We start from the raw sequence: 19,908 nt of genomic DNA on the forward strand, positions 1-19,908 counted from the left end.
AGAAAGATCAAGGGAGGCTTTGCCAGATGAAAGTGCTCGTGCCCGTCAAGCGCGTGATCGACTACAACGTGAAAGTCCGTGTGAAGGCGGATGGCTCCGGGGTCGATCTGGCCAACGTCAAGATGTCGATGAACCCGTTCGACGAGATTGCCGTCGAAGAGGCGATCCGTCTGAAAGAGGCAGGCAAGGCCGAGGAGATCGTCGCGGTATCGATCGGCACCAAGAAGAACCAGGAGACGCTGCGCACGGCGCTGGCGATGGGCGCGGACCGCGCCATCCTGGTGGTTGCGACCGAAGATGTGGGCGAGGATATCGAGCCGCTGGCGGTCGCCAAGATCCTGAAGGCCATCGTCGACGAAGAGCAGCCTGGGCTGGTTCTGTGCGGCAAGCAGGCCATCGATAATGACATGAACGCGACGGGCCAAATGCTGGCCGCGCTTTTGGGCTGGAGCCAGGCGACCTTTGCCTCGGAGGTGGAGATCGACGGCGACAGCGCCAAAGTCACGCGCGAGGTCGATGGCGGTTTGCAGACGATCGACGTCAAGATGCCCGCGATCATCACGGTCGATCTGCGGTTGAACGAGCCGCGTTACGCGTCGCTGCCAAACATCATGAAGGCTAAGAAGAAGCCTTTGGATGAGAAGACGCCGGGCGATTACGGCGTCGACACCGCGCCGCGTCTGAGCATCGTCAAGACGACGGAGCCCGAGGCGCGCAAGGCTGGAGAGATGGTCGGCTCGGTTGATGAGCTGGTGACGAAACTCAAGGAAGCGGGGGCTGTGTGATGGCGGTTCTTCTGATCGGTGAAGTAACGAACGGCGAATTGAACGTCGATGCGACCTCCAAGGCGCTGACGGCGGCCAAGCAGCTGGGCGATGTGACGGTGCTGTGCGCGGGCGCGTCGGCTGCCGCAGCTGGCGACGCGGCGGCCAAGCTGGACGGTGTGGCCAAGGTGCTGGTGGCGGAAGATGCCTCGCTTGGGCACCGGCTGGCCGAACCGACGGCGGCGCTGATCGTGTCGCTGGCGGGCGATTACGAGCATATCGTGGCGCCTGCGACGACGGACGCCAAGAACGTGATGCCCCGTGTGGCCGCGCTTCTGGACGTGATGGTTCTGTCGGATGTGAGCGGGATCGTCGATGGCGATACGTTCGAGCGCCCGATCTATGCGGGCAACGCGATCCAGACGGTGAAATCCGGGGATGCCAAGAAGGTCGTCACGATCCGCACTTCGACCTTCGATGCGGCGGGCGATGGCGGCTCGGCTTCGGTCGAGACGGTCTCGGCAGCGGCCGATCCAGGGCTAAGTTCCTGGGTCGAGGACAAGGTTGCCGAAAGCGACCGGCCCGATCTGACCTCGGCTGGCGTCGTTGTGTCCGGCGGACGCGGTGTCGGGTCCGAAGAGAGCTTTGCGATGATCGAGAAGCTGGCCGATACGCTGAACGCGGCGGTCGGGGCATCGCGGGCGGCGGTCGATTCGGGTTATGCGCCGAATGACTGGCAAGTCGGTCAGACCGGCAAGGTGGTGGCGCCCGATCTTTATATTGCCGTCGGGATCTCTGGAGCGATCCAGCATCTTGCGGGCATGAAGGACAGCAAGGTGATCGTCGCCATCAACAAGGACGAAGAGGCGCCGATCTTTCAGGTTGCCGATTATGGGCTTGTCGCCGACCTGTTCGAGGCCGTGCCGGAGCTGACCGAGAAGCTGGCCTAGACGGCTGTTTTTCTTGGGATGAGCCTGCCTTCCGGCAGGCTCATTTTTTTGCCGATCCCAAGTTTGCCGAGCGTGTCGATAACCGCTCTTGCCGCCTGGTCGTGCGCCAGCGTTCCCAAGGCGCCGCTAGCCAGATCGGTCGTATCGGGGGGCAGGATCAGATCCGTCTGTCCTTCTTCGATATCATGAGCGTTCGGCACCACGACGATTGTCCGCGACGCATGTTCGCCTGCCGCTTTCAGCATCTCGCCGCTCACCAGGATGGGCCGTGTCGCCAGCGGATTGCCCTCATCGCCCCAATGGGGCGGACGCGGGGGTTTATCCGACAGCCAGAGCAGGATGACCGGGACGGTAAAGCGTGACAGCAGCACACGCATCCGATGCCGCCACGCCGTCTGCATTTCGGTGCGCAGCACGTCAAACTGGTCTGGAGCCGCCTCCCATACCGCGCCAAGCATATGGCGGGTGAAGGTGAATTGAGAGAAATCGACATCCTCGAACAGATCGCGCAGTTGGCCCGACGCGCCGATGAAGCGGTCGTTGCGGCGCCGATGGACGCGGTAGAGCCGGTTCGACAGGTTGAGGGCGTCGGGGACCTGAAAGACCACGGCGGCGGAGCGATTGCAGATCTCGATCAGGTCGGGATCGCTGCCAAGCAGATCGGGACCGGCATTCGGAAAGCCCAGATTGACGACGGGCCGATTCATCTTCCGCGAGACGAGTGTGGGAAAAGGGACCTCCATATACCGGCCGAACGTCTCGGCGCCCCCGATGAACGTGATCGTCCGGTCATCGGGAACCACCATCGGTCCGCGAAAGGCTAGACGCGACTGACCGTAGCGGCAGTCCTGATAATCGGGAGATCTGCCTGTCTCCACGCGTTCGTGCTTCATTGTCGGGATCCTCGACAAGGGGGTTGGGTCCGCAGAGTCGCTCCAAGACCTTTCCAATTCGCTAAACCGCCAGTTTGTTGATATTTTTACGAAGTTTCCGCCCTTGAGAGGCCGGTCCGCCGCCCCTATGCTCCGCGCGAATGTGGGTCAGAAAGGATGACGCAATGGGCATAGAGCAGATCGGCGTCGTCGGAGCGGGGCAGATGGGCAACGGGATCGCCCATGTCATGGCGCTGGCCGGATACGAGGTGCTGCTGACCGATATCAGCGACGAGGCGCTGAAAGAGGCGCGCGAGCTGATTGATGCGAACCTCACCCGCCAGGTCAGCCGCGAGAAGATCAGCGAAGCCGAGAAGACCGAAGCGCTCGCCCGGATCTCGACCACGCGAACCCTGACCGATCTGGGCCGGACCGATCTGATCATCGAGGCGGCGACGGAGCGCGAGACAGTCAAGCAGGCGATCTTCGAGGATCTGCTGCCGCATCTGAAACCCGAGACGATCCTGACCTCGAACACCTCCTCGATCTCGATCACGCGGCTGGCGAGCCGGACGGACCGGCCCGAACGGTTCATGGGGTTCCACTTCATGAACCCCGTCCCGGTGATGCAACTGGTCGAACTGATCCGCGGCATCGCAACGGATCAGGAGACGTTCAACGCTTGCATGGCCGTTGTCGAAAAGCTGGGCAAGACGGCGGCGACGGCGGAGGATTTTCCGGCCTTCATCGTCAACCGGATCCTGATGCCGATGATCAACGAGGCGATCTATACGCTTTACGAAGGGGTGGGATCGGTCAAATCCATCGATCTGGCGATGAAGCTGGGCGCGAACCACCCGATGGGCCCTCTCGCCCTCGCCGACTTCATCGGGCTCGATACCTGCCTTGCGATCATGAACGTGCTGCATGACGGGCTGGCGGATACCAAGTACCGCCCCTGCCCGCTTTTGACGAAATACGTGGAGGCCGGATGGCTAGGCCGCAAATCCGGCCGGGGCTTTTATGACTACCGACAGGATCCCCCTGTTCCGACCCGCTAGGATCCATCGACTCTCGCAGGCGCGACATGGCTGCGGGGCGGACAAAATATGGAATGCGCCGCAAGGCGCTCAATTTGGTTGGGTCAGCCTTTGAGGGCGAGCGTGTGCTCTCGCAGCCAGGCCATAAAGGCGCGAGGATCGCCCTCGCGCTCTGCGATCTGGGCGGGATCGACCGGATCGCCGACGATGGGGCCCTGATCGCGGTTCAGGCTGTGGACAATTTCGTGGAGAAGTAATCCCTGCCGCAGCGTCGCCGAGATCCGGTTGGCGATCTGATACCAGCGCGAATTGGATCCCGGAAAGTAGATCGGCACGACCGTCGCGCCCGAGCGGCGGATCATCTTGGCGGTAAAGACGTTCCATTCCGCTTCGATTGCGGGGCCGAACATCGTCTCCGAAGACGCCACGACGCCGGAGGGAAAGAGCGCGACAACCCCGCCATCCTTGAGTTCTGCCATCGCGGTGGCGCGCATTTCCATCATTTTGCGCTGCGCGTCTTCCTCGTGCGGGAAGGGCACGGGGATCAGGTACGACGCCGCCACCTCGTCGATTCCGGTCAAGAGCGAGCGCGTCAGCACCTTGTAGTCGGTGCGCACCCGCCCGATCAGCTCGGCCAGGACCATGCCATCGACAAGCCCGTGTGGATGGTTTGCCACGATCATCACGGGTCCCTTGGCGGGGATCCGGTCCAACTGCACCTGGGGCGTGGTCAGCGTCACGCCCATCGTGTCGAGCGCGGCCTTCCAGAAGGCCTGCCCCTGAGGCGCGCCGAGCCGTTCGAATTCGCGGATCAGGCGCAGGATCGTCAGCTTGCCGGTCATCCACTCCATCGAACGGATGACGCCGGCCTTCACGGGATTGTCGAAGGTGTTGGCATAGGTCAGGCTGCGCCGATCATAAGCCTGATAGTTCGCCGGAGGCGTCGCCACGCCCGGCGGACCGATCAGCGATCTGTGATGCGAGCCGTCCACCAATTAACCTGCCCTCCCGCTGAAGCGGCTGCCCTAGATACCTTCGCCGAACTTGTCGGCCACCAGAGCTTCGAGCGCGCAAGCCAGAGCTTCCGCATCTACGCCATCGGTTTCGACGTCTATAAAAGTTCCTTTCGAAGCTGCCAACATTAAAAGACCCATTATGCTGTCTCCGGAGGCGTCGATGCCGTCGCGTCTTACCGTAGCGCTGGCATCGTATCCTTCGACGGTTTCCACGAATTTTGCCGAGGCGCGGGCATGCAGACCCTTCTCGTTCACGATTTTCAGCCGTCTGACGCTCATCCGGCGCTCAGGGCATCCGCGCTGACGATCTGGCTGTCGATATATTTGCGGCCCGCGGCCAAAGCGCCCGCGACCGCATCCGCCACGCTTTTCCGGCGGGATTTGGCAAGTTTGATAAGCATGGGAAGATTGGCGCCATAGACGATGCGGCGATTGTCCGGGCAACAGGCGCGCAAGGACAGGTTGGAGGGTGATCCGCCGAACATGTCGGTGACGATTACCACACCGCCGCCGGTATCGACGTCATCTGCGGCGCGGCAGATCTCGGCCTGTTTTTCGGCCCGGTCATCATTGGGTTCGATGGCGATGGCGCGTATTCCCGATTGGCGTCCGACCACGTGTTCGACGGCGGAGAGATATTCCCGCGCCAACCCGCCATGGGCGACGATCACGATCCCGATCACATGTGTCTCTGTCTGCGCGCTGGCCTGCACGTTCACTGGCTTGCTCCGTTGGCGCTGGAGGCGGCCAAACCCCGCCGTTCCAGCTCCCTGTGGCGACTAGATACCTGCCAGCCCGCCTCTGCAAGGGCTGACGCCATTCTTTCCGTAACGAAAACAGACCTGTGTTGCCCGCCGGTGCATCCAAAAGCGATGGTCAGGTGGGCCTTGCCCTCGTCCCGGTAGGCCGGGAGCAAGGTCGTGATCAGATCGAGCGTCTTGTCGAAGAAAGGATCGTAGGTCGCGTCCGCCGAGACATAGTCCCCGACCCGGGAATCGCGCCCGTCGAGGGGGCGCAGCGTGTCCTCCCAATGGGGGTTGCGCAGGAAGCGGCAGTCGAAGACGAGATCGACGCTGCGCGGCAGGCCGCGCTTGTAGGAGAAGGACTGGATCGACACGGCCAGATTTGGCCCGCTTTCGGAGGCGAAGATGCGGCCCATCTCGCCGCGCAGGTCGTGCGGGCTCATCTGGCTTGTATCGATCAGGATGTCGGCGCTGTCGCGGATCGGGCCCAGAAGCTCGCGTTCGATCCGGATCCCGTCGCCCGGGGACGAGGCGGGCGCCATCGGGTGGCGGCGGCGGGTTTCGGAATAGCGGCGCAGCAGCACCTCGTCCGAGCTGTCGATATACATCACCTCGAGCGCAAGGGCGGAATCCGAGCGCAGCCGCTCGATCAGGCCGGTCAGGCCCTCGGTGCTGAAGTCGCGATTGCGCACATCAAGGCCCAGCGCCAGCGGACGGCCAAGCGGCGGCCCTTCGAGGAGGCGCTGAAACAGCGACAGGGGCAGATTGTCGATCACCTCGAAGCCCAGATCCTCGAGCGCGTTGATCGCCGTGGACCGGCCCGCGCCGGAGGGGCCGGTCACGAGAACGAGCGACAGGCGGCGATCGGCGGCGCGATCCGGGGTGAGGGGTGTGGACGGGTGAGAGGTCATGGCGTGCTCCGACCCGCGGATAGATATTGCATAAGTGCGGCAGCAAAAGGGCCTGACGCGGCTTTGTGAAGGAGCGCGATGTCGCAGCCGAGGATGCTCAGGGAGCGGTAGGGTGGCAGGCGTTCGGGTTCCGGCTCGCCCAGATCGACGGCGAAGCGGACGGGCGCGGGCGCGGCGAGATGCACGTGGAGAAGGCCCACGCCGCGCGCCTCGATCAGGGGCGGCAGGGTGTCCGGTTTAGAGGCGATGACCTCGCCCTCCCGCAGGTCGAGGCGGGTTTGGTCGTCCGAGATCAGCCCGGCCCCCAAGGCCAGCATTTCGAGCGCGAGGGCCGACTTTCCGCTGCCGGACGGGCCGAAGAGAAGCGCGGCCTGACCGTTTTGGACGACTGTGGTGGCGTGAAGGATCTGCCACTCCACCTTGGGTTGGGTGCCGGGTATGTCCGGGGCGGGGTTTGCGGGGTGATCCGAGTGGCTCACCGCGCCCTCCATTCTAGACCGGCAGGCCCACGACAAAGCGCGCGCCCAGCGGATCGGAGCCCGCATCGGCATCGGTGGGGCGGATGTTCTCGGCCCAGATCACGCCGCCATGGGCCTCCACGATCTGTTTGGAGATGGCGAGGCCGAGGCCGGAATTGTTGCCGAACTGCTTTTCGGGGCGTTCCGAATAGAAGCGCTGGAACACTTTCTTGAGCGCGCTGTCGGGGATGCCGGGGCCGGTATCCTCGACCACGACCAGAACGCGGTTGTTGCTGCGCCGGACCCAGACGCGGATCGCGTCGCCCGCTTCGCAAAAGGAGATCGCGTTGCTGATCAGGTTGACAAAGACCTGCGCCAGCCGCGCCTCGAGGCCCTGGATGTAGACCGGGCTGCCCGGAAGATCGGAGATGAATTCAATATCCTTGGTCTTGGCATCCTCGCCGAGGAAATCGGTGAGGTTCTTGAGCATGACGAGAAGGTCGAACTCCTCTTCCTCTTCCTTGACCAGTTCGCTGTCGAGCCGGGACGCGTTGGCGATGTCGCTGACCAGACGGTCGAGGCGGCGCACGTCATGGTCGATCACGTCCAGAAGGCGGTCGCGCTGGTCGCCGCGTTTGGCCAGACGCAGCGTGCCGACGGCAGAGCGCAGGGAGGCGAGCGGGTTCTTGATCTCGTGGGCGACATCCGCAGCAAATTGCTCGTTCCCCTCGATCCGCTCGTAAAGAGCGGTCACCATCCCTCGGAGGGCCGCCGATAATCGCCCGATCTCGTCCGGGCGGGCGGTCAGGTCGGGGATCCGCACCCGTTCGGGACTGAACTTGCCCGCAGTTTTCTCGCTGCCAATTTCGGCAGCGGTGGCCAGATCGGCAAGCGGGTTCGCAATGGTGGAGGCGAGCGTCAGGCTGAGACCGATAGAGACGACGACGCCGATGACGAACATCTGGAGCACCTGTTCGCGTTCGGCGCGGACCAGCGAGTCAATCTCACCGGCAGCCGATGTGACGCCCACGGTTCCCATGGCAATGCCGCCCCGGAAGATCGGCGTGACGACTGTGAAGACCGTGTCACCCTGCGCGTTGCGCGTCGTCGTCACCTGCGTGACGCCGAGGACCGCCCCGTCATGGAGCGTTCGGGCCGTCTGGAACGGATCGATCGGATCGGGCGCATCGGTGGCGGCGGCTGCGATCCGCTCCACCCCGTCCCAGATGCGGTTCAGAAATCCGGTGAGCAGGTTGCCCTGCGCCCGGTCGCGCAGGCCGGTGACAGGCCCGGCGGTGTTGTTCGGACCGTTCTCGGTCGAGGCGATGAGCTGTCCGGCGCGGTTGAAGACGTAGATATCGCTGCCGCCGCGCAAATCGAGCTCTGACATGATCTGTGCTGCGGCATCGCCCACGAAATCGCCGGGCTGCATCGTCGCCTCGTAGACATCGGCAATCAGTTCGGCCTCGGTCACCAGATCGTTGGCGCGCTGGAAGACGAGGCTGTCGCGGGAGGGATTGAGATAGAGCACGCCCGCGACGAGAAGGATCAGGGCGATCAGGTTGAAGGTGATGATCTTGCGCGCCAGCGGCGAGCGGTTCAGCCGGATAAAGCCGCGCTTGCGCGATCTGGAACGGATCCGGTCGGAGCCGTCGGGATTGAGATAGTCGTCGCCGAGAACGAGGTCGAGCTCGATATCGGCAGGACGCCGGGTCGGCCTTGCCTCCTGCTTCTCGATCTCCTCGGCCACAGCCATGGCGGTTTACTCTTCGTTGTAACGATACCCGATGCCGTAGAGAGTCTCGATCGCCGAAAACTCGTCATCGGCGGTCCGCATCTTCTTGCGCAGGCGTTTGATGTGGCTGTCGATGGTGCGGTCGTCGACATAGACCTGATCGTCATAGGCCACATCCATCAGCTGATCGCGGCTTTTGACGAAACCGGGCCGCTGGGCCAAGGCCTGAAGCAGCAGGAACTCGGTCACGGTAAGGGAGACATCCTTGCCTTTCCACGTCACCGCATGGCGCAGGGGATCCATCGTCAGCTCGCCGCGGACCATGACCTTGGTCTCTTCGGTCTCTTCCGGGCCTTCGCCTGCCAGCGTATCCTGACGGCGCAGAAGCGCGCGGATCCGCTCAACCAGAAGGCGCTGGGAAAACGGTTTTTTCACATAATCGTCGGCGCCCATGCGCAGGCCGAGCACCTCGTCGATCTCGTCTTCCTTGGATGTCAGGAAGATCACCGGCATCGAGGTTTTCTGCCGCAATCGCTGGAGCAGATCCATCCCATCCATGCGCGGCATCTTGATGTCGAGCACCGCCATGTCCGGCATCCGCTTGTTGAAGGCGTCGAGCGCGGACTGACCGTCATTGTACGTCTCGACCTCGAACCCTTCAGCCTCGAGCGTGATAGAGACCGATGTCAGAATGTTGCGGTCGTCATCTACAAGAGCGATCCTGGCCATGAGCCCTGTCCTTCCAACTTGCCTTAAACGTCCACGGACGTCGTTTCTCTCTGTGCGGTTTTCCGCTGCGAATCAATGAATAACGCGAATATCGCGACACAGTGAACCGATATCGCCTGCTTTGACGCCAATCTGTGTCCAAGTTAAGGCCGGACTGCCCCCTTTGCCCAAGTGATTGCGATAACATGGATTTGGTTGCGCTAACGCCTCTCCGGACGCCTGTTCAGCGCTGCATTTGCCATGATATGGCCCCAATGTGCGGCGTCGGGCCGCGATATTCTGGAGAGCCGGTATGGATCAGGGACGGGTCAACCCGCAGTTCAAGCTTGAAGATCAGGGGATCGAGGGGCTGGCTGCGGTGTCCTATAACCTGCTCGAGCCCGATCTGATCTCGGCGGCACTGGCGGCGGGCGAAGGCACGCTGGGGGATGGCGGCACCTTCCTTGTGACGACGGGCAAGTTCACCGGCCGCTCGCCCAAGGACAAGCATGTCGTCAGAACGCCGTCGGTCGCGGACCACATCTGGTGGGACAACAATGCCGAGATGAGCGTGGACGGCTTCGAGGCGCTGCATGCCGACATGCTCGAGCATATGAAGGGCGGCCGCTATCACGTGCAGGACCTTTATGCGGGGGCCGATCCGGCGCTGCGGCTCGATGTACGCGTGGTGACCGAGCTGGCCTGGCACGGGCTTTTCATCCGGCACCTGCTGCGCCGCCCGGAGCGGTCGGAGCTGGACAGCTTCGCGCCCGATTTCACGATCATCAACTGCCCCTCCTTCAAGGCGGATCCCGCACGACATGGCTGCCGGTCCGAGACGGTGATCGCGCTGAACTTCGAGGCCAAGCTGATCCTGATCGCGGGGACCGAATATGCGGGCGAGAACAAGAAGTCGGTCTTTACGCTGCTGAACTACCTGCTGCCCGAGAAAGGCGTGATGCCGATGCATTGCTCGGCCAACCATGCCGAGGGCAATCCGGTGGATACCGCCGTGTTCTTTGGCCTCTCGGGAACGGGCAAGACGACGCTGAGCGCTGATCCCAAGCGGGTGTTGATCGGCGACGACGAGCATGGCTGGTCGGATCGGGGGACGTTCAACTTCGAAGGCGGCTGCTATGCCAAGACGATCAATCTGAGCGCCGAGGCGGAGCCGGAGATCTACGGCACCTGCTCGAAATTCGGGACGGTGATCGAGAATATGGTCTTCGATCCTGAGACCAAGGCGCTTGATTTCGAGGACGACTCGCTGACCGCGAACATGCGCTGCGCCTACCCGCTGGACTATATCGACAACGCGTCCGCGACGGGCCTTGGCGGGCATCCCAAGAACGTCATCATGCTGACCTGCGATGCGTTCGGCGTGCTGCCTCCGATCGCGCGGCTGACGCCGGCGCAGGCGATGTATCACTTCCTGTCGGGCTTTACCTCGAAGGTCGCGGGCACGGAGCGCGGTGTGACCGAGCCGGAGCCGACCTTCTCCACCTGCTTTGGTGCGCCCTTCATGCCGCGGCGGCCCGAGGCTTACGGCAACCTTTTGCGCGACAAGATCGCCAAGCATGGCGCGACCTGCTGGCTGGTGAATACCGGCTGGACCGGGGGCGCTTACGGCACGGGAAGCCGGATGCCGATTAAGGCGACGCGGGCGCTGCTGACGGCGGCTTTGGACGGGTCGCTGAACGAGGCGACGTTCCGCAAGGATCCCAATTTCGGCTTCGAGGTGCCGGTGACGGTGCCGGGCGTCGATGCAGGGCTGCTCGATCCTAGATCCACCTGGGGGGACAAGGCGGCCTATGATGCGGCGGCTGAAAAGCTGGTCGGCATGTTCTCGGAGAATTTCGCGCAATACGTGCCGTTCATCGATGACGACGTCAAAGCGGCAGCCATCGGCTAAGACTTACTGCAATCGGTTGACCTCGCCCCCCGAGGCGAGGACACTCAATCCATGATCCGCTTCGCTCTCGCCTTCATTTGTCTCTCTGCGCCCGCTTTCGCGGAGACCGGCGTCTTCGTCGATCCGCAACTGTCGATCTCGCACGGGACGTTCTGCGCAAAAATCACCGAAGGCTCGGTCGACGCGCCCGACACGGTGGCAGGCAAGATCGACCTTTACGAACGCGTGCCGCAGATCCGCTGGCAGGGGCAACTTGTGCCGGCCCATGAGGTGATGAGCTTTGGCATCGTGTCGAAAGTGCCGGACGGGACGGTGCTGGATAATGTGACGATCACGCTGACCCATCCTCCGTTCAGCGAAAGCGGGGCGACGACGCAGGCCTATACGACGACACTGGGCGGGCCGAACACGTCGATTAACGCCTACAGCTTCGATTTCCCCGAAGAGATGGTGCTGGGCACCTGGACCTTCGAGGCGACGCAGGGGGACCGGACGCTCTACCGGGTGTCGTTCGAGGTGGTGAACCCGCGGCAGCTGCCGGACATGGTTTCGGGCTGTCTGGACGGGAACCTGCTGTCCTAGGCGACGAGGCCCCGGCGGATCAGGTTCAGACCTGCAATCAGCAGAACGAAGAGCGTCGCGCGGCGGAACTTCTCCTGATCAAGCCGGTCCTGTACGCGAAAGCCGATCCACATGCCGATCACGGCCGGGATGAGCAGAAGCGCGGAGAATGGCACCGTCTCGCGGTTCAAGACGCCCGATTGTAGGTGCCCCACGAGCAAAGCCACCGACCCCAGACCGTAGATGACGCCTTGCACCACCATCTGACGGGCTTTGGGCGTGTCGAGCGCCAGCAGATAGAGCACCGTCGGCGGCCCCCACGTCCCGGCGAGCCCACCGAGGATGCCTGAGATCGTGCCAGCGATAACGGAGAAGATCCCCTTGCGCCCCGGCGGGATCGTCAGGCGGATGCCCGAGAGCTGGATCGCGCAGAGGACGACGACAGGGATGCCGAGGACGAGAAACATCGCCTCGGTCGGGATGCGGGTCAGGAACTGCGCGGAGATCAGGATGAAGGTGCAGACCAGTACGATATAGACGCGGAAATCCCGCGCCGCCTGAAGTGCGGCGCCGAGGCCGCCCCGCGCGATCTGCAGGCCGTTGCTGACCACGATCGGCAGGACGATGCCGGCAACCACCAGTTCGGGGTCGAGAAAGATGCCCATTCCGGATATCATCACCAAGGGCATTGCAAAGCCGACGGCCCCTTTGACGAAGCCGCCTAGCCCGGTCACGAGGCCCGCCAGAAGCAGGGTGCCGAGCGTCATGGTGGCGGGAAGAAGGGAGGCAACCGGATCCATCCTCGCCGGTCTATCCTGCAGCGTGGTGGGGCAACAGAAAAAATCCGGTGCGACATTTACGTGCGCCCTATACTGCACTTGCGAATTAAAGTTGCGCTGCACCTGCGAAGGCTCTACATCGGGCGAGACTGACAAGGAGAGTGACATGCCCCGTGACGGACAGGACCTGACCCTGACGCTCGACCCGCGTTTGCCGGATTTATTGCGGCTGACCGAAGCGGGCGTGACCGCTGCCGAAAGCCTGCTTGCCACGGCGACGGACCGGGTGAAGGGCGATGTCACCGCCGAAGGCCGGGTCTCGGGCCTGTTGCTGGAGCAGAACCAGACGGCGGCGCATGGCCTAGCCTGGCTCGCGACCTATACCGAAGCGCTGCGCCAGATGCAGCTTTGGGCGGAGCGGCTGACCGCGGAGGGGACATTTGGCGAGTTGGAGCAGCTGATCCACCAGATCGCCTTCGGCGAGTACCTTTGGCAAATCTATGGCGGCTTGCCGATGAGCCAGACCGAGATCCTGCGTCCGCAAGATCTGGGTCTCACGCAGGATGATCAGCGCGCGATGATGGTCCCCGAGGTGATGGAGCTGACGCAGGCCGGGAACAGTCAGGCCGCGCGGATGCGGCTTTACGAGTTGATGCAGGAACAGGCCGCCGAGATCACGGTCGGCACATCCGGGCTCGACGACGAGCTTGAGATGATCCGAGAGCAGTTTCGGCGGTTTTCGGTCGAGAAGGTCGAGCCCTACGCCCATGACTGGCATCTCAAGGACGAGTTGATCCCGATGGAGATCATTGAGGAAATGGCCGAGCTGGGCGTCTTCGGCCTGACCATCCCCGAGGAGTACGGCGGCTTTGGCCTCTCGAAAATGTCGATGTGTGTCGTCTCCGAAGAGCTTTCGCGTGGCTATATCGGCGTCGGCTCGCTGGGTACGCGGAGCGAGATCGCCGCCGAGCTGATCCTCTGCGGTGGCACCGAGGAGCAGAAGGAAAAGTGGCTGCCGCGTCTGGCAAGCGCCGAGACGCTGCCGACGGCGGTCTTTACCGAGCCGAATACCGGGTCGGACCTGGGGGCTTTGCGGACGCGCGCCGTGAGGAACGGCGAGGATTGGACCGTGACGGGCAACAAGACCTGGATCACCCATGCCGCGCGCACGCAGATGATGACGCTGCTGGCGCGCACCGATCCGGAGACGAGCGATTACAAGGGCTTGTCGATGTTCCTGGCCGAAAAGGAGCCCGGGACCGACGAGGCCCCCTTCCCCACCGAGGGGATGACGGGCGGCGAGATCGAGGTGCTGGGCTATCGCGGGATGAAGGAATACGAGCTGAGCTTCGACGGCTTCCATGTGGATGGCGCGAACCTTCTGGGCGGCGAGACCGGGCGCGGTTTCAAGCAGCTGATGGAGACGTTCGAGAGCGCGCGCATCCAGACGGCGGCGCGGGCGATTGGCGTGGCACAGTCGGCGCTCGATGTGTCGATGCAATATGCCGAGGATCGCAAGCAGTTCGGCAAGCCGCTTGCCGCCTTCCCGCGTGTGGCCGGTAAACTGGCGATGATGGCGGTGGAGATCATGCTGGCGCGGCAGCTCACCTATTTTTCGGCCCGCGAAAAGGACGAGGGACGGCGTTGCGATCTGGAGGCCGGGATGGCCAAGCTGCTGGGCGCGCGCGTGGCCTGGGCGGCTGCCGATAACGGACTACAGATCCATGGGGGCAACGGGTTCGCGCTGGAATACAAGATCAGCCGGATCCTGTGCGATGCGCGGATCCTGAACATCTTCGAAGGCGCCGCCGAGATTCAGGCGCAGGTCATCGCGCGGCGGTTGCTGGCAAGATAAGCTGGCAGATCAGCCCGCGCTATCGGGTCTGGCATCGCCCTGCAGAAGCGTGGTCATCTGATCGACGGATGAAAAATACCGCTCGAGGAAGTCGACAACCTCGGGATCGGAATAAGTGAGCTCGTCGCCAAGACTATCGCCTTCTGCGGTGTCCTGAACGTTTACGTCGATCTCGGCATCGGCATCGCCGACTGCATTCTCGATCACGGCATCGGTCATATCCTCGGTCATCAGAGCATCGAGCGGCTCGTTCAGACCGGCGCCTTTGGAGTTCATCTCCGCCATGAGCATCCGCAGAAGAGCCATCAACTGTTCAAGATCCAGCTCGGGGCCCGCTGGTGGTGGAGCCTCCGTACTGGGAGCGGTAATACCTGTCATAGAGATCCTCCGTTCATGCGCTTGGCTTCCCTCTTCCATGACACCATCCCAAAGCGGCGCCTATTCGTGAGGATACGTAAAGCTCTACGGGCCGCGTATTCTCTGGAAATCAGAGCAGAGGTTTTATCGACTTCCGAAAAAGCAGCCCTACCTGCGAAGTTATTGTCGCTAACATGGAAAAGCTATGTCCCAGACCGTCCTATTGACCGGCGTCACAGGCTTCATCGCGCGCCATATCGCCGCGAAGCTGCTCAATGCGGGATACGCCGTGCGCGGCACCCTGCGGGATCCGGCCCGCGCCGAGGAGGTGCGGGATGCCATCCGGCCCGAGCTTTTGAACAAGGATCTACCCGAGCAACGCCTGTCCTTTGTGCCGCTTGACCTGGCGCGCGACGAGGGGTGGATCGAGGCGCTGATGGGCGTCAATATCCTTATGCACACCGCCTCTCCCTTTCCGCTGTCGCAGCCTGACGACGAGGAGGAGCTGATCCGCCCCGCGGTCGACGGGACCCTGCGCGCCCTGGAAGCGGCGCGCGCGGCTGGTGTGAAACGGGTGGTGATGACATCCTCGACCGCTGCGGTCACCAGCGGCGCGGCGCCGGATGGGCGGCCTTTCGACGAGCGGGACTGGACCGATCTCGAGCATCCGGTGACGACGCCCTACAACAAATCCAAGACGCTGGCCGAGCAGGCGGCCTGGGACTTCGTCACCGCCAATCCCGAGATCGAGCTGACGGTGATCAATCCCGGCTTTGTTCTGGGCAAACCGCTGGGCGATGACTGGAACACCTCGGTTCAGGTGATCGACCGCATCGTGCAGTCCAAGGATCCGATGCTGCCGCATTTCGGCTTTGCCACCGTCGATGTGGGCGATGTGGCCGAGATGCACCTGCGCGCCCTCGAACGGCCGGAAACAGCGGGGAAGCGCTATCTGGCTGTCTCCGAGTTTCTCTGGTTCACCGAAATCGCCGAGATCATTGCCAAGGCCTTCCCGGACCGGAAGATCACCACCCGGCAAGCGCCGAACTGGGTGGTCCGAATCCTGGCTCTTTTCGACAGGACCGTCCGGCAACTGGTCCCGGTGCTGGACCGGAAAGACAGCGTCTCGAACGAGAGGGCGAAGACCGAGATGGAGATGACGTTTCGCCCCGTCCGCGATGCGGTGATCGATACTGCCACCGCCGTGATCGAGGCCGGTCGTGCCAGCTAAGGCAGGTCTGATCGCGCTGGTCGCCCTCGGCCTTGCCGCCTGCACCCCGGACGAGACGGTGACGGCCTATGGCGGCGCCGGAACATGGGCGTTGACCGAAATCGCCGGGGAGGAGGCCAGCGGCACTCTCACTCTTGGCCCGGACGGCGCCGTGACCGGTGTAGGGCCCTGCAATCGCTTTACGGCCCGGCAGACCGCGCCCTATCCGTGGTTCGAGCTGACGCCGCTTGCGATCACAAAGATCGCCTGCCCGGATCTTGAGGCCGAACAGCGCTACGTTCAGGCATTGTCGGATGCGGCCGTAGCGGAAGTGTCGGGCGATACGTTGCTGCTTTCGACCGATACGGGGCTTGAGCTGGTCTTCCGCCGTCAGCCCTGACGCGCAATCGCCTGAACCAGCCGCGCCCGCGCCTCTGGGATCGGTTTGTCGCCCAGCGACGGTGCCAGCGCGGTCTCAAGGAAATGCCCCGTCACGCCCAGCGCCCGGGCGATCTCTGCGCCGCCTGCGTCGCCCTGCCCCTTCAGGACGGGTTCGAGCGGCAGGAGGCGGCTGGCATAGGCGCCCGCCCCTGCCCCGCTCACCGCCCGGCCCGAACGGGGCGAGATATAGACCAGATCTTCGCGCGATCCGGTGGCGGCACAGCTTTCCAGATCCAGCGCAAAGCCAAGCTCTGCAAGAAAAGCCTGCTCCCAGCGCAGATAGGCCAGTGGCCAAATCTCGGTCTGCTCCAGAAGATCGAGAAGCGAGATCGAGCGCCGGTAAAGCTGCGAATGCGCCTCTCGCTCCGGTAAGGCAAAGGACAGCAGCGCCGTCACCGCATTCAGCCCCGCAAGAGGAAGCCGGCCCCCCATGGCCGCCGCCGCCCGGCTCCGCAACGGCTCGACGGTGAACGTGCCGAGGTGATCCTCGAGCCGCGCCTTCCAGCTCGCCTCTACCTGCGCGCCCGGCTGCAAGGTCGGAGCGATCCGCCGCGACGTGGCCCCCCGTACCAGCCCCGCATGACGCCCATGCGCCTCGGTGAAGATCTCGACGATCGCGCTCGTCTCGCCATGCCGGCGCACGCTCAGAACGACCCCCTCATCCTGCCAATCTATCATGTTGGGGTAGCACCGAAGGAAAACACGCTAAGCGTCTCCCGAAAGAGTTCTCGCCATTTGCGAATGGAAGCCATGGAGTTCCCATGCTGGCACTGCCCTAAGGGATACTCCGTCCGCGGATTCTTTTGAACAAAACGGCGGATAGGCGTGGACCAAGGCCCCTTCAGGCAACTTTGTCTCTTGGTTTAGATACTGCAGAAGCGGATGCATCGACAGAAATTCGACAGGATCGGTAGCGGCTGCTTTCATGAAATCTGGAAGCGACAATTCCATCCTCTCGATGTCGCCGATCTCTGCCGACAGCCGGAGCACTACGTCCCCCTCGAGGAGGAACTGATCGCCGACACAATCCTCTGCAAAGGGCACCCAGTCGCGGCTTACAGATGGAAAGAGATGATGGAGCGCACCGGGTCCGTCCCACGCGCGGCGCAAGGAATGCCAATCAGGTCCGAAGCAGGCTCCGCGCATATGGAGCGCGCCGCCAAACTGAATGAAGCCGTTCACCGAGGTTAAGATGGATCTCAGACTGTCCGGCAGGCGGTCCAGCATCTCTTCGTCGTCCACCGCAGGACCTTGATAGGTGATATGCGTCAGTTCCATATCGCGATCTTACCCGATGACCTGGCCGTCGACTATCTCGCGGACCGCTCTGACCACGCAAGACGGCGAGATCGCTAATCGTAAGGCCGTTCGATCGACAGGGCCTCTTTGAGGCGCGACCAGGTGGCGGCCTCGAACGCTTCGGGCCAGTCCGTGCCGATGCGCCCCGCTCTTGCGCGTGCGCGGGGCAGGTAGGCTTTGGCGTAGGCCAGGTGGGCCGAGATCATGGCTTCGCGGTCGGGGCGCGGCGGCGGCAGGGCGGTGAGGAGGTCCTTCTGTTCGTCCGTGATCAGCCGGTTGAGGTGGAGGATGCCGCCCCGGTTCGGGGCATTCGTCTCCTCGATCAGAAGATCGACGAGCTTGTTGCGAAGGTGGAAGACCCCAAGAACGCCGTTGATGTATTCCTCGCGCCCTGCGGCAAGGTGCAGGAGCCCGAGAATTCGGATGAATTCCTCGACTTGATGGCGGAACCTCTTGGGGTTCGGCAGGGGCGGTTTGGCGACCGTTGCGAGGCTGTCGTAGATGCCGTCGTGATCGAAGAGCGGTTTGAGGCTGCTTTGCGCATACGATCCCATCTGGTCGGGTTTGAGGATGAGGACATCGGTGCGGGTCCAATCCTCGGTGATGGCGTTGATCAGGACCGGAACCGTGGTCCGGTCCCACCATAGGACGATGTCGCCGGTTTTGCTGACCGCCTGGCGCCAGAGATCCGCGACCTCGTCGGTCGCCCCGTCCTCGGCCACCAGAATGAAATCGATATCGCTGTATTCGTCCGCGAGGCCGGTGCCGTAGCTGCCGCTGAGAAAGAGGGCGCGCAGGCCGGGGACGTCTTTCAGGGATGCCGTGATTGCCTCGATGACGTCCGCATGGGTCATGGGTCTGTCTCCTCGGGCGGCTTGATCTCAGCTCGCTGCAGCAGGGGCGCGGGTTTTGGTTTAGGGGGCCGGGTCCCGGCTGGCAACCTTAGGGGAGGGGCGGTCCTGCCGCCTTGGCCGCATGGCCGGTCTTGGCGCGCGGATCCTGTCGCTCAAGACCGGTGCAGGTCGGCCTTGAATGCGGGGCGGACGCTGCTAGCGTTCCGGTCATGTTTGGCTCCGGCAACACACGCGTTCTCTTTGTCCGGCTTGGCCTGCTTGCCGCGTTTGTCGGGATCCTGTGGGGTCTGCAGACGCTGAACTGGGTGACGGGATACCGACTGAATGCGACATTCGGGCTTATTCCGCGGCGGGTCTCGGGCCTTGACGGGATCGCCGGAATGCCGGTTTTGCATGGAAGCTTCACGCATCTTCTTTCGAATACGCCGCCTCTTCTGGTGATGGGGGCTCTTCTGGCCGCGACGGCGACCCGGGCGCTGTTTGCGGTGAACGGCATCATCATCGGAATGGGCGGCGCGCTGGTCTGGCTCTTCGGGAGCACCGCCATCCATATCGGGGCGTCGGGCCTTGTCTTCGGATGGTTCGGGTTTCTGGTCGCGCGAGGCTTCGTGGACCGATCCCCCGTGACGCTGGGGGTCGCGCTGCTGGTGGGGCTGCTCTACGGCACGATGGTCTGGGGCGTTCTGCCCGGCCAGCCGGGCGTGTCGTGGGAGGCGCATCTCTTCGGCGCGCTTGCCGGGGCGACGGCCGCGTTTCTTGTCCGGACGCATGTTCACGCGCCCCGGATCCGCAATGTCGAGGATGGATAGCCCCCAATCTCTTCCATCACGGGCGACAATGCGTGCGGGATCTATCTCGTTCGGCCAGACGAGGGCGGCTTTCGGGCATCGGGACAGGGGGCGCGGCATCGTCCGACACGAAGGGGATCACATTGCACCAGAGGTAGGACGAGGTCGGGCCGCCGTGACTGAAGAGAACGACCGGCCCCTCCCCATCCTCGATATCGGCGATCCGTGGGCCTTTCACCTCGACGAATTGCCGTTCGAACGGAACCTCGGCGGAGGGCGAGGAGCTGCGCGGTTTCGTCAAGTGGTGGGTTAAGACCTTGACTGCCAAGCCCGAAAGCCGCCGAAGCGAGGTGCGGCGGGTCCCGGCGCCTTCACTCGGCTTTGCGGGTGGACAGGCCAAGCATGTAGTACATGCCGCACCGGCTCACGAGGCCGGTCATCAGCCAGGCCAGACCAAAGCCGACCAGAACGACGGTCAGCCATGGGGGGACGGCGATGGAGGTGAGGAAGGGAAACAGCGCCAGGGCAAGGCCGGACAGGATGCGGAAGACGCGATCATAGGAGCCGACATTGGGATCGAAGCTGTAGGTCACGAGGCGGGACAGTTGCATAACAGATCTCCAGTTGAATGGGGTGTAAAAGACGGACCGAAGCG

The 19,908-nt window shown here is 63.2% G+C and carries 24 protein-coding genes; 9 read left to right on the forward strand and 15 right to left on the reverse strand.

Translation table 11 applies throughout. From position 1 onward, the window contains the following. Window positions 1-26 precede the first annotated feature (26 nt). The gene (locus AAD018_RS14275) at window positions 27-785 is read left to right on the forward strand and encodes an electron transfer flavoprotein subunit beta/FixA family protein (protein WP_367315500.1); all 759 of its coding nucleotides are present in this window, start codon (window positions 27-29) and stop codon (window positions 783-785) included. Next, complete coding sequence (locus AAD018_RS14280; protein WP_367315499.1) at window positions 785-1,714, forward strand: electron transfer flavoprotein subunit alpha/FixB family protein; 930 nt, start codon at window positions 785-787, stop codon at window positions 1,712-1,714. The genes AAD018_RS14275 and AAD018_RS14280 overlap by 1 nt, the downstream gene beginning before the upstream one ends. On the opposite strand, the gene AAD018_RS14285 is transcribed toward AAD018_RS14280, so the two are convergent. Continuing rightward, window positions 1,711-2,607 carry a DUF6473 family protein gene (locus AAD018_RS14285; RefSeq protein WP_367315498.1) on the reverse strand — a complete coding sequence of 299 codons (897 nt, stop codon included), beginning with the start codon at window positions 2,605-2,607 and terminating at the stop codon, window positions 1,711-1,713. The genes AAD018_RS14280 and AAD018_RS14285 overlap by 4 nt on opposite strands. A 164-nt stretch (window positions 2,608-2,771) precedes the next feature. Here AAD018_RS14285 and AAD018_RS14290 point away from each other — a divergent pair, with 164 nt between their 5' ends. Further along, a complete protein-coding gene (locus AAD018_RS14290; protein WP_367315497.1) occupies window positions 2,772-3,647 on the forward strand; it encodes a 3-hydroxybutyryl-CoA dehydrogenase in 876 nt (291 codons plus the stop codon). 83 nt (window positions 3,648-3,730) lie between these two features. Here the strand turns inward: AAD018_RS14290 and AAD018_RS14295 are convergent, their stop codons facing one another. Genes AAD018_RS14295 through AAD018_RS14325 form a run of 7 tightly spaced genes read right to left on the reverse strand, consistent with a single transcriptional unit; the run spans window position 3,731 to window position 9,218 of the window. After that, window positions 3,731-4,594 (reverse strand): lysophospholipid acyltransferase family protein, encoded by an 864-nt coding sequence (locus AAD018_RS14295; RefSeq protein WP_367315577.1) that lies wholly within the window; start codon window positions 4,592-4,594, stop codon window positions 3,731-3,733. 57 nt (window positions 4,595-4,651) lie between these two features. After that, window positions 4,652-4,921, reverse strand: coding sequence for an HPr family phosphocarrier protein (locus tag AAD018_RS14300; RefSeq protein ID WP_367315496.1), 270 nt, complete (start codon window positions 4,919-4,921; stop codon window positions 4,652-4,654). After that, complete coding sequence (locus tag AAD018_RS14305; protein WP_367315576.1) at window positions 4,918-5,325, reverse strand: PTS sugar transporter subunit IIA; 408 nt, start codon at window positions 5,323-5,325, stop codon at window positions 4,918-4,920. The genes AAD018_RS14300 and AAD018_RS14305 overlap by 4 nt, the downstream gene beginning before the upstream one ends. 32 nt (window positions 5,326-5,357) lie before the next feature. Beyond that, the gene (gene rapZ, locus AAD018_RS14310; RefSeq protein ID WP_367315495.1) at window positions 5,358-6,296 is read right to left on the reverse strand and encodes an RNase adapter RapZ; all 939 of its coding nucleotides are present in this window, start codon (window positions 6,294-6,296) and stop codon (window positions 5,358-5,360) included. Beyond that, complete coding sequence (locus AAD018_RS14315; RefSeq protein ID WP_367315494.1) at window positions 6,293-6,775, reverse strand: HPr kinase/phosphorylase; 483 nt, start codon at window positions 6,773-6,775, stop codon at window positions 6,293-6,295. The genes rapZ and AAD018_RS14315 overlap by 4 nt, the downstream gene beginning before the upstream one ends. Window positions 6,776-6,788: 13 nt before the next feature. Beyond that, complete coding sequence (locus AAD018_RS14320) at window positions 6,789-8,510, reverse strand: sensor histidine kinase (protein ID WP_367315493.1); 1,722 nt, start codon at window positions 8,508-8,510, stop codon at window positions 6,789-6,791. A 6-nt stretch (window positions 8,511-8,516) separates the two neighbouring features. Then, on the reverse strand, window positions 8,517-9,218 hold the full coding sequence (locus AAD018_RS14325; RefSeq protein ID WP_367315492.1) for a response regulator transcription factor: 702 nt from the start codon (window positions 9,216-9,218) through the stop codon (window positions 8,517-8,519). Between the two features lie 292 nt (window positions 9,219-9,510). On the opposite strand from AAD018_RS14325, the gene AAD018_RS14330 reads away from it, so the two are divergent. Both AAD018_RS14330 and AAD018_RS14335 read left to right on the forward strand, forming a co-directional pair. Then, window positions 9,511-11,109 carry a phosphoenolpyruvate carboxykinase gene (locus AAD018_RS14330; RefSeq protein ID WP_367315491.1) on the forward strand — a complete coding sequence of 533 codons (1,599 nt, stop codon included), beginning with the start codon at window positions 9,511-9,513 and terminating at the stop codon, window positions 11,107-11,109. Window positions 11,110-11,160: 51 nt separating this feature from the next. Continuing rightward, window positions 11,161-11,691 (forward strand): DUF3859 domain-containing protein, encoded by a 531-nt coding sequence (locus AAD018_RS14335; RefSeq protein ID WP_367315490.1) that lies wholly within the window; start codon window positions 11,161-11,163, stop codon window positions 11,689-11,691. Here the strand turns inward: AAD018_RS14335 and AAD018_RS14340 are convergent. Beyond that, the gene (locus AAD018_RS14340) at window positions 11,688-12,470 is read right to left on the reverse strand and encodes a sulfite exporter TauE/SafE family protein (protein WP_367315488.1); all 783 of its coding nucleotides are present in this window, start codon (window positions 12,468-12,470) and stop codon (window positions 11,688-11,690) included. The two genes, AAD018_RS14335 and AAD018_RS14340, sit on opposite strands and share 4 nt — an antisense overlap. A gap of 145 nt (window positions 12,471-12,615) precedes the next feature. Between AAD018_RS14340 and AAD018_RS14345 the strand changes: the two genes are divergently transcribed. Next, window positions 12,616-14,304: an acyl-CoA dehydrogenase family protein gene (locus AAD018_RS14345; protein ID WP_367315487.1), complete on the forward strand. Its 1,689-nt coding sequence runs from the start codon at window positions 12,616-12,618 to the stop codon at window positions 14,302-14,304. A 9-nt stretch (window positions 14,305-14,313) separates the two neighbouring features. On the opposite strand, the gene AAD018_RS14350 is transcribed toward AAD018_RS14345, so the two are convergent. Then, window positions 14,314-14,682, reverse strand: a complete 369-nt coding sequence (locus tag AAD018_RS14350) for a hypothetical protein (RefSeq protein ID WP_367315486.1) — start codon at window positions 14,680-14,682, stop codon at window positions 14,314-14,316. Window positions 14,683-14,866: 184 nt separating this feature from the next. Here AAD018_RS14350 and AAD018_RS14355 point away from each other — a divergent pair, with 184 nt between their 5' ends. Continuing rightward, on the forward strand, window positions 14,867-15,892 hold the full coding sequence (locus AAD018_RS14355; RefSeq protein WP_367315485.1) for an NAD-dependent epimerase/dehydratase family protein: 1,026 nt from the start codon (window positions 14,867-14,869) through the stop codon (window positions 15,890-15,892). Next, complete coding sequence (locus tag AAD018_RS14360) at window positions 15,882-16,271, forward strand: META domain-containing protein (protein WP_367315484.1); 390 nt, start codon at window positions 15,882-15,884, stop codon at window positions 16,269-16,271. Before AAD018_RS14355 ends, AAD018_RS14360 begins: the two co-directional genes overlap by 11 nt. Here the strand turns inward: AAD018_RS14360 and recO are convergent. From recO to AAD018_RS14375, 3 genes are all read right to left on the reverse strand, one after another. Then, a complete protein-coding gene (recO, locus tag AAD018_RS14365) occupies window positions 16,262-16,987 on the reverse strand; it encodes a DNA repair protein RecO (RefSeq protein WP_367315575.1) in 726 nt (241 codons plus the stop codon). The genes AAD018_RS14360 and recO overlap by 10 nt on opposite strands. Before the next feature lie 30 nt (window positions 16,988-17,017). Next, a complete protein-coding gene (locus AAD018_RS14370) occupies window positions 17,018-17,590 on the reverse strand; it encodes a hypothetical protein (RefSeq protein WP_367315483.1) in 573 nt (190 codons plus the stop codon). A 74-nt stretch (window positions 17,591-17,664) separates the two neighbouring features. After that, on the reverse strand, window positions 17,665-18,465 hold the full coding sequence (locus tag AAD018_RS14375) for a nucleotidyltransferase domain-containing protein (protein WP_367315482.1): 801 nt from the start codon (window positions 18,463-18,465) through the stop codon (window positions 17,665-17,667). Between the two features lie 209 nt (window positions 18,466-18,674). Here AAD018_RS14375 and AAD018_RS14380 point away from each other — a divergent pair, with 209 nt between their 5' ends. Then, on the forward strand, window positions 18,675-19,274 hold the full coding sequence (locus tag AAD018_RS14380) for a rhomboid family intramembrane serine protease (RefSeq protein ID WP_367315481.1): 600 nt from the start codon (window positions 18,675-18,677) through the stop codon (window positions 19,272-19,274). Window positions 19,275-19,290: 16 nt separating this feature from the next. Here AAD018_RS14380 and AAD018_RS14385 read toward each other — a convergent pair whose 3' ends face one another. Further along, window positions 19,291-19,554 (reverse strand): hypothetical protein, encoded by a 264-nt coding sequence (locus tag AAD018_RS14385; protein WP_367315480.1) that lies wholly within the window; start codon window positions 19,552-19,554, stop codon window positions 19,291-19,293. 70 nt (window positions 19,555-19,624) lie between these two features. Next, window positions 19,625-19,864: a YgaP family membrane protein gene (locus AAD018_RS14390; RefSeq protein WP_367315479.1), complete on the reverse strand. Its 240-nt coding sequence runs from the start codon at window positions 19,862-19,864 to the stop codon at window positions 19,625-19,627. Between the last annotated feature and the right edge of the window lie 44 nt (window positions 19,865-19,908).

This window comes from Aestuariibius insulae, assembly GCF_040783535.2.
Lineage (GTDB): Bacteria > Pseudomonadota > Alphaproteobacteria > Rhodobacterales > Rhodobacteraceae > Aestuariibius > Aestuariibius insulae.

Coding starts and splice junctions, on each gene's coding strand:
- AAD018_RS14320 (WP_367315493.1), bottom strand. CDS start 8,510: ATGGCTGTGGCCGAGGAGATCGAGAAGCAGGAGGCAAGGCCGACCCGG.
- AAD018_RS14330 (WP_367315491.1), top strand. CDS start 9,511: ATGGATCAGGGACGGGTCAACCCGCAGTTCAAGCTTGAAGATCAGGGG.
- AAD018_RS14335 (WP_367315490.1), top strand. CDS start 11,161: ATGATCCGCTTCGCTCTCGCCTTCATTTGTCTCTCTGCGCCCGCTTTC.
- AAD018_RS14355 (WP_367315485.1), top strand. CDS start 14,867: ATGTCCCAGACCGTCCTATTGACCGGCGTCACAGGCTTCATCGCGCGC.
- AAD018_RS14275 (WP_367315500.1), top strand. CDS start 27: ATGAAAGTGCTCGTGCCCGTCAAGCGCGTGATCGACTACAACGTGAAA.
- AAD018_RS14345 (WP_367315487.1), top strand. CDS start 12,616: ATGCCCCGTGACGGACAGGACCTGACCCTGACGCTCGACCCGCGTTTG.
- AAD018_RS14380 (WP_367315481.1), top strand. CDS start 18,675: ATGTTTGGCTCCGGCAACACACGCGTTCTCTTTGTCCGGCTTGGCCTG.
- AAD018_RS14325 (WP_367315492.1), bottom strand. CDS start 9,218: ATGGCCAGGATCGCTCTTGTAGATGACGACCGCAACATTCTGACATCG.
- AAD018_RS14285 (WP_367315498.1), bottom strand. CDS start 2,607: ATGAAGCACGAACGCGTGGAGACAGGCAGATCTCCCGATTATCAGGAC.
- rapZ (WP_367315495.1), bottom strand. CDS start 6,296: ATGACCTCTCACCCGTCCACACCCCTCACCCCGGATCGCGCCGCCGAT.
- AAD018_RS14340 (WP_367315488.1), bottom strand. CDS start 12,470: ATGGATCCGGTTGCCTCCCTTCTTCCCGCCACCATGACGCTCGGCACC.
- AAD018_RS14375 (WP_367315482.1), bottom strand. CDS start 18,465: ATGACCCATGCGGACGTCATCGAGGCAATCACGGCATCCCTGAAAGAC.
- AAD018_RS14350 (WP_367315486.1), bottom strand. CDS start 14,682: ATGACAGGTATTACCGCTCCCAGTACGGAGGCTCCACCACCAGCGGGC.
- AAD018_RS14280 (WP_367315499.1), top strand. CDS start 785: ATGGCGGTTCTTCTGATCGGTGAAGTAACGAACGGCGAATTGAACGTC.
- AAD018_RS14290 (WP_367315497.1), top strand. CDS start 2,772: ATGGGCATAGAGCAGATCGGCGTCGTCGGAGCGGGGCAGATGGGCAAC.
- AAD018_RS14300 (WP_367315496.1), bottom strand. CDS start 4,921: ATGAGCGTCAGACGGCTGAAAATCGTGAACGAGAAGGGTCTGCATGCC.
- AAD018_RS14390 (WP_367315479.1), bottom strand. CDS start 19,864: ATGCAACTGTCCCGCCTCGTGACCTACAGCTTCGATCCCAATGTCGGC.
- AAD018_RS14370 (WP_367315483.1), bottom strand. CDS start 17,590: ATGGAACTGACGCATATCACCTATCAAGGTCCTGCGGTGGACGACGAA.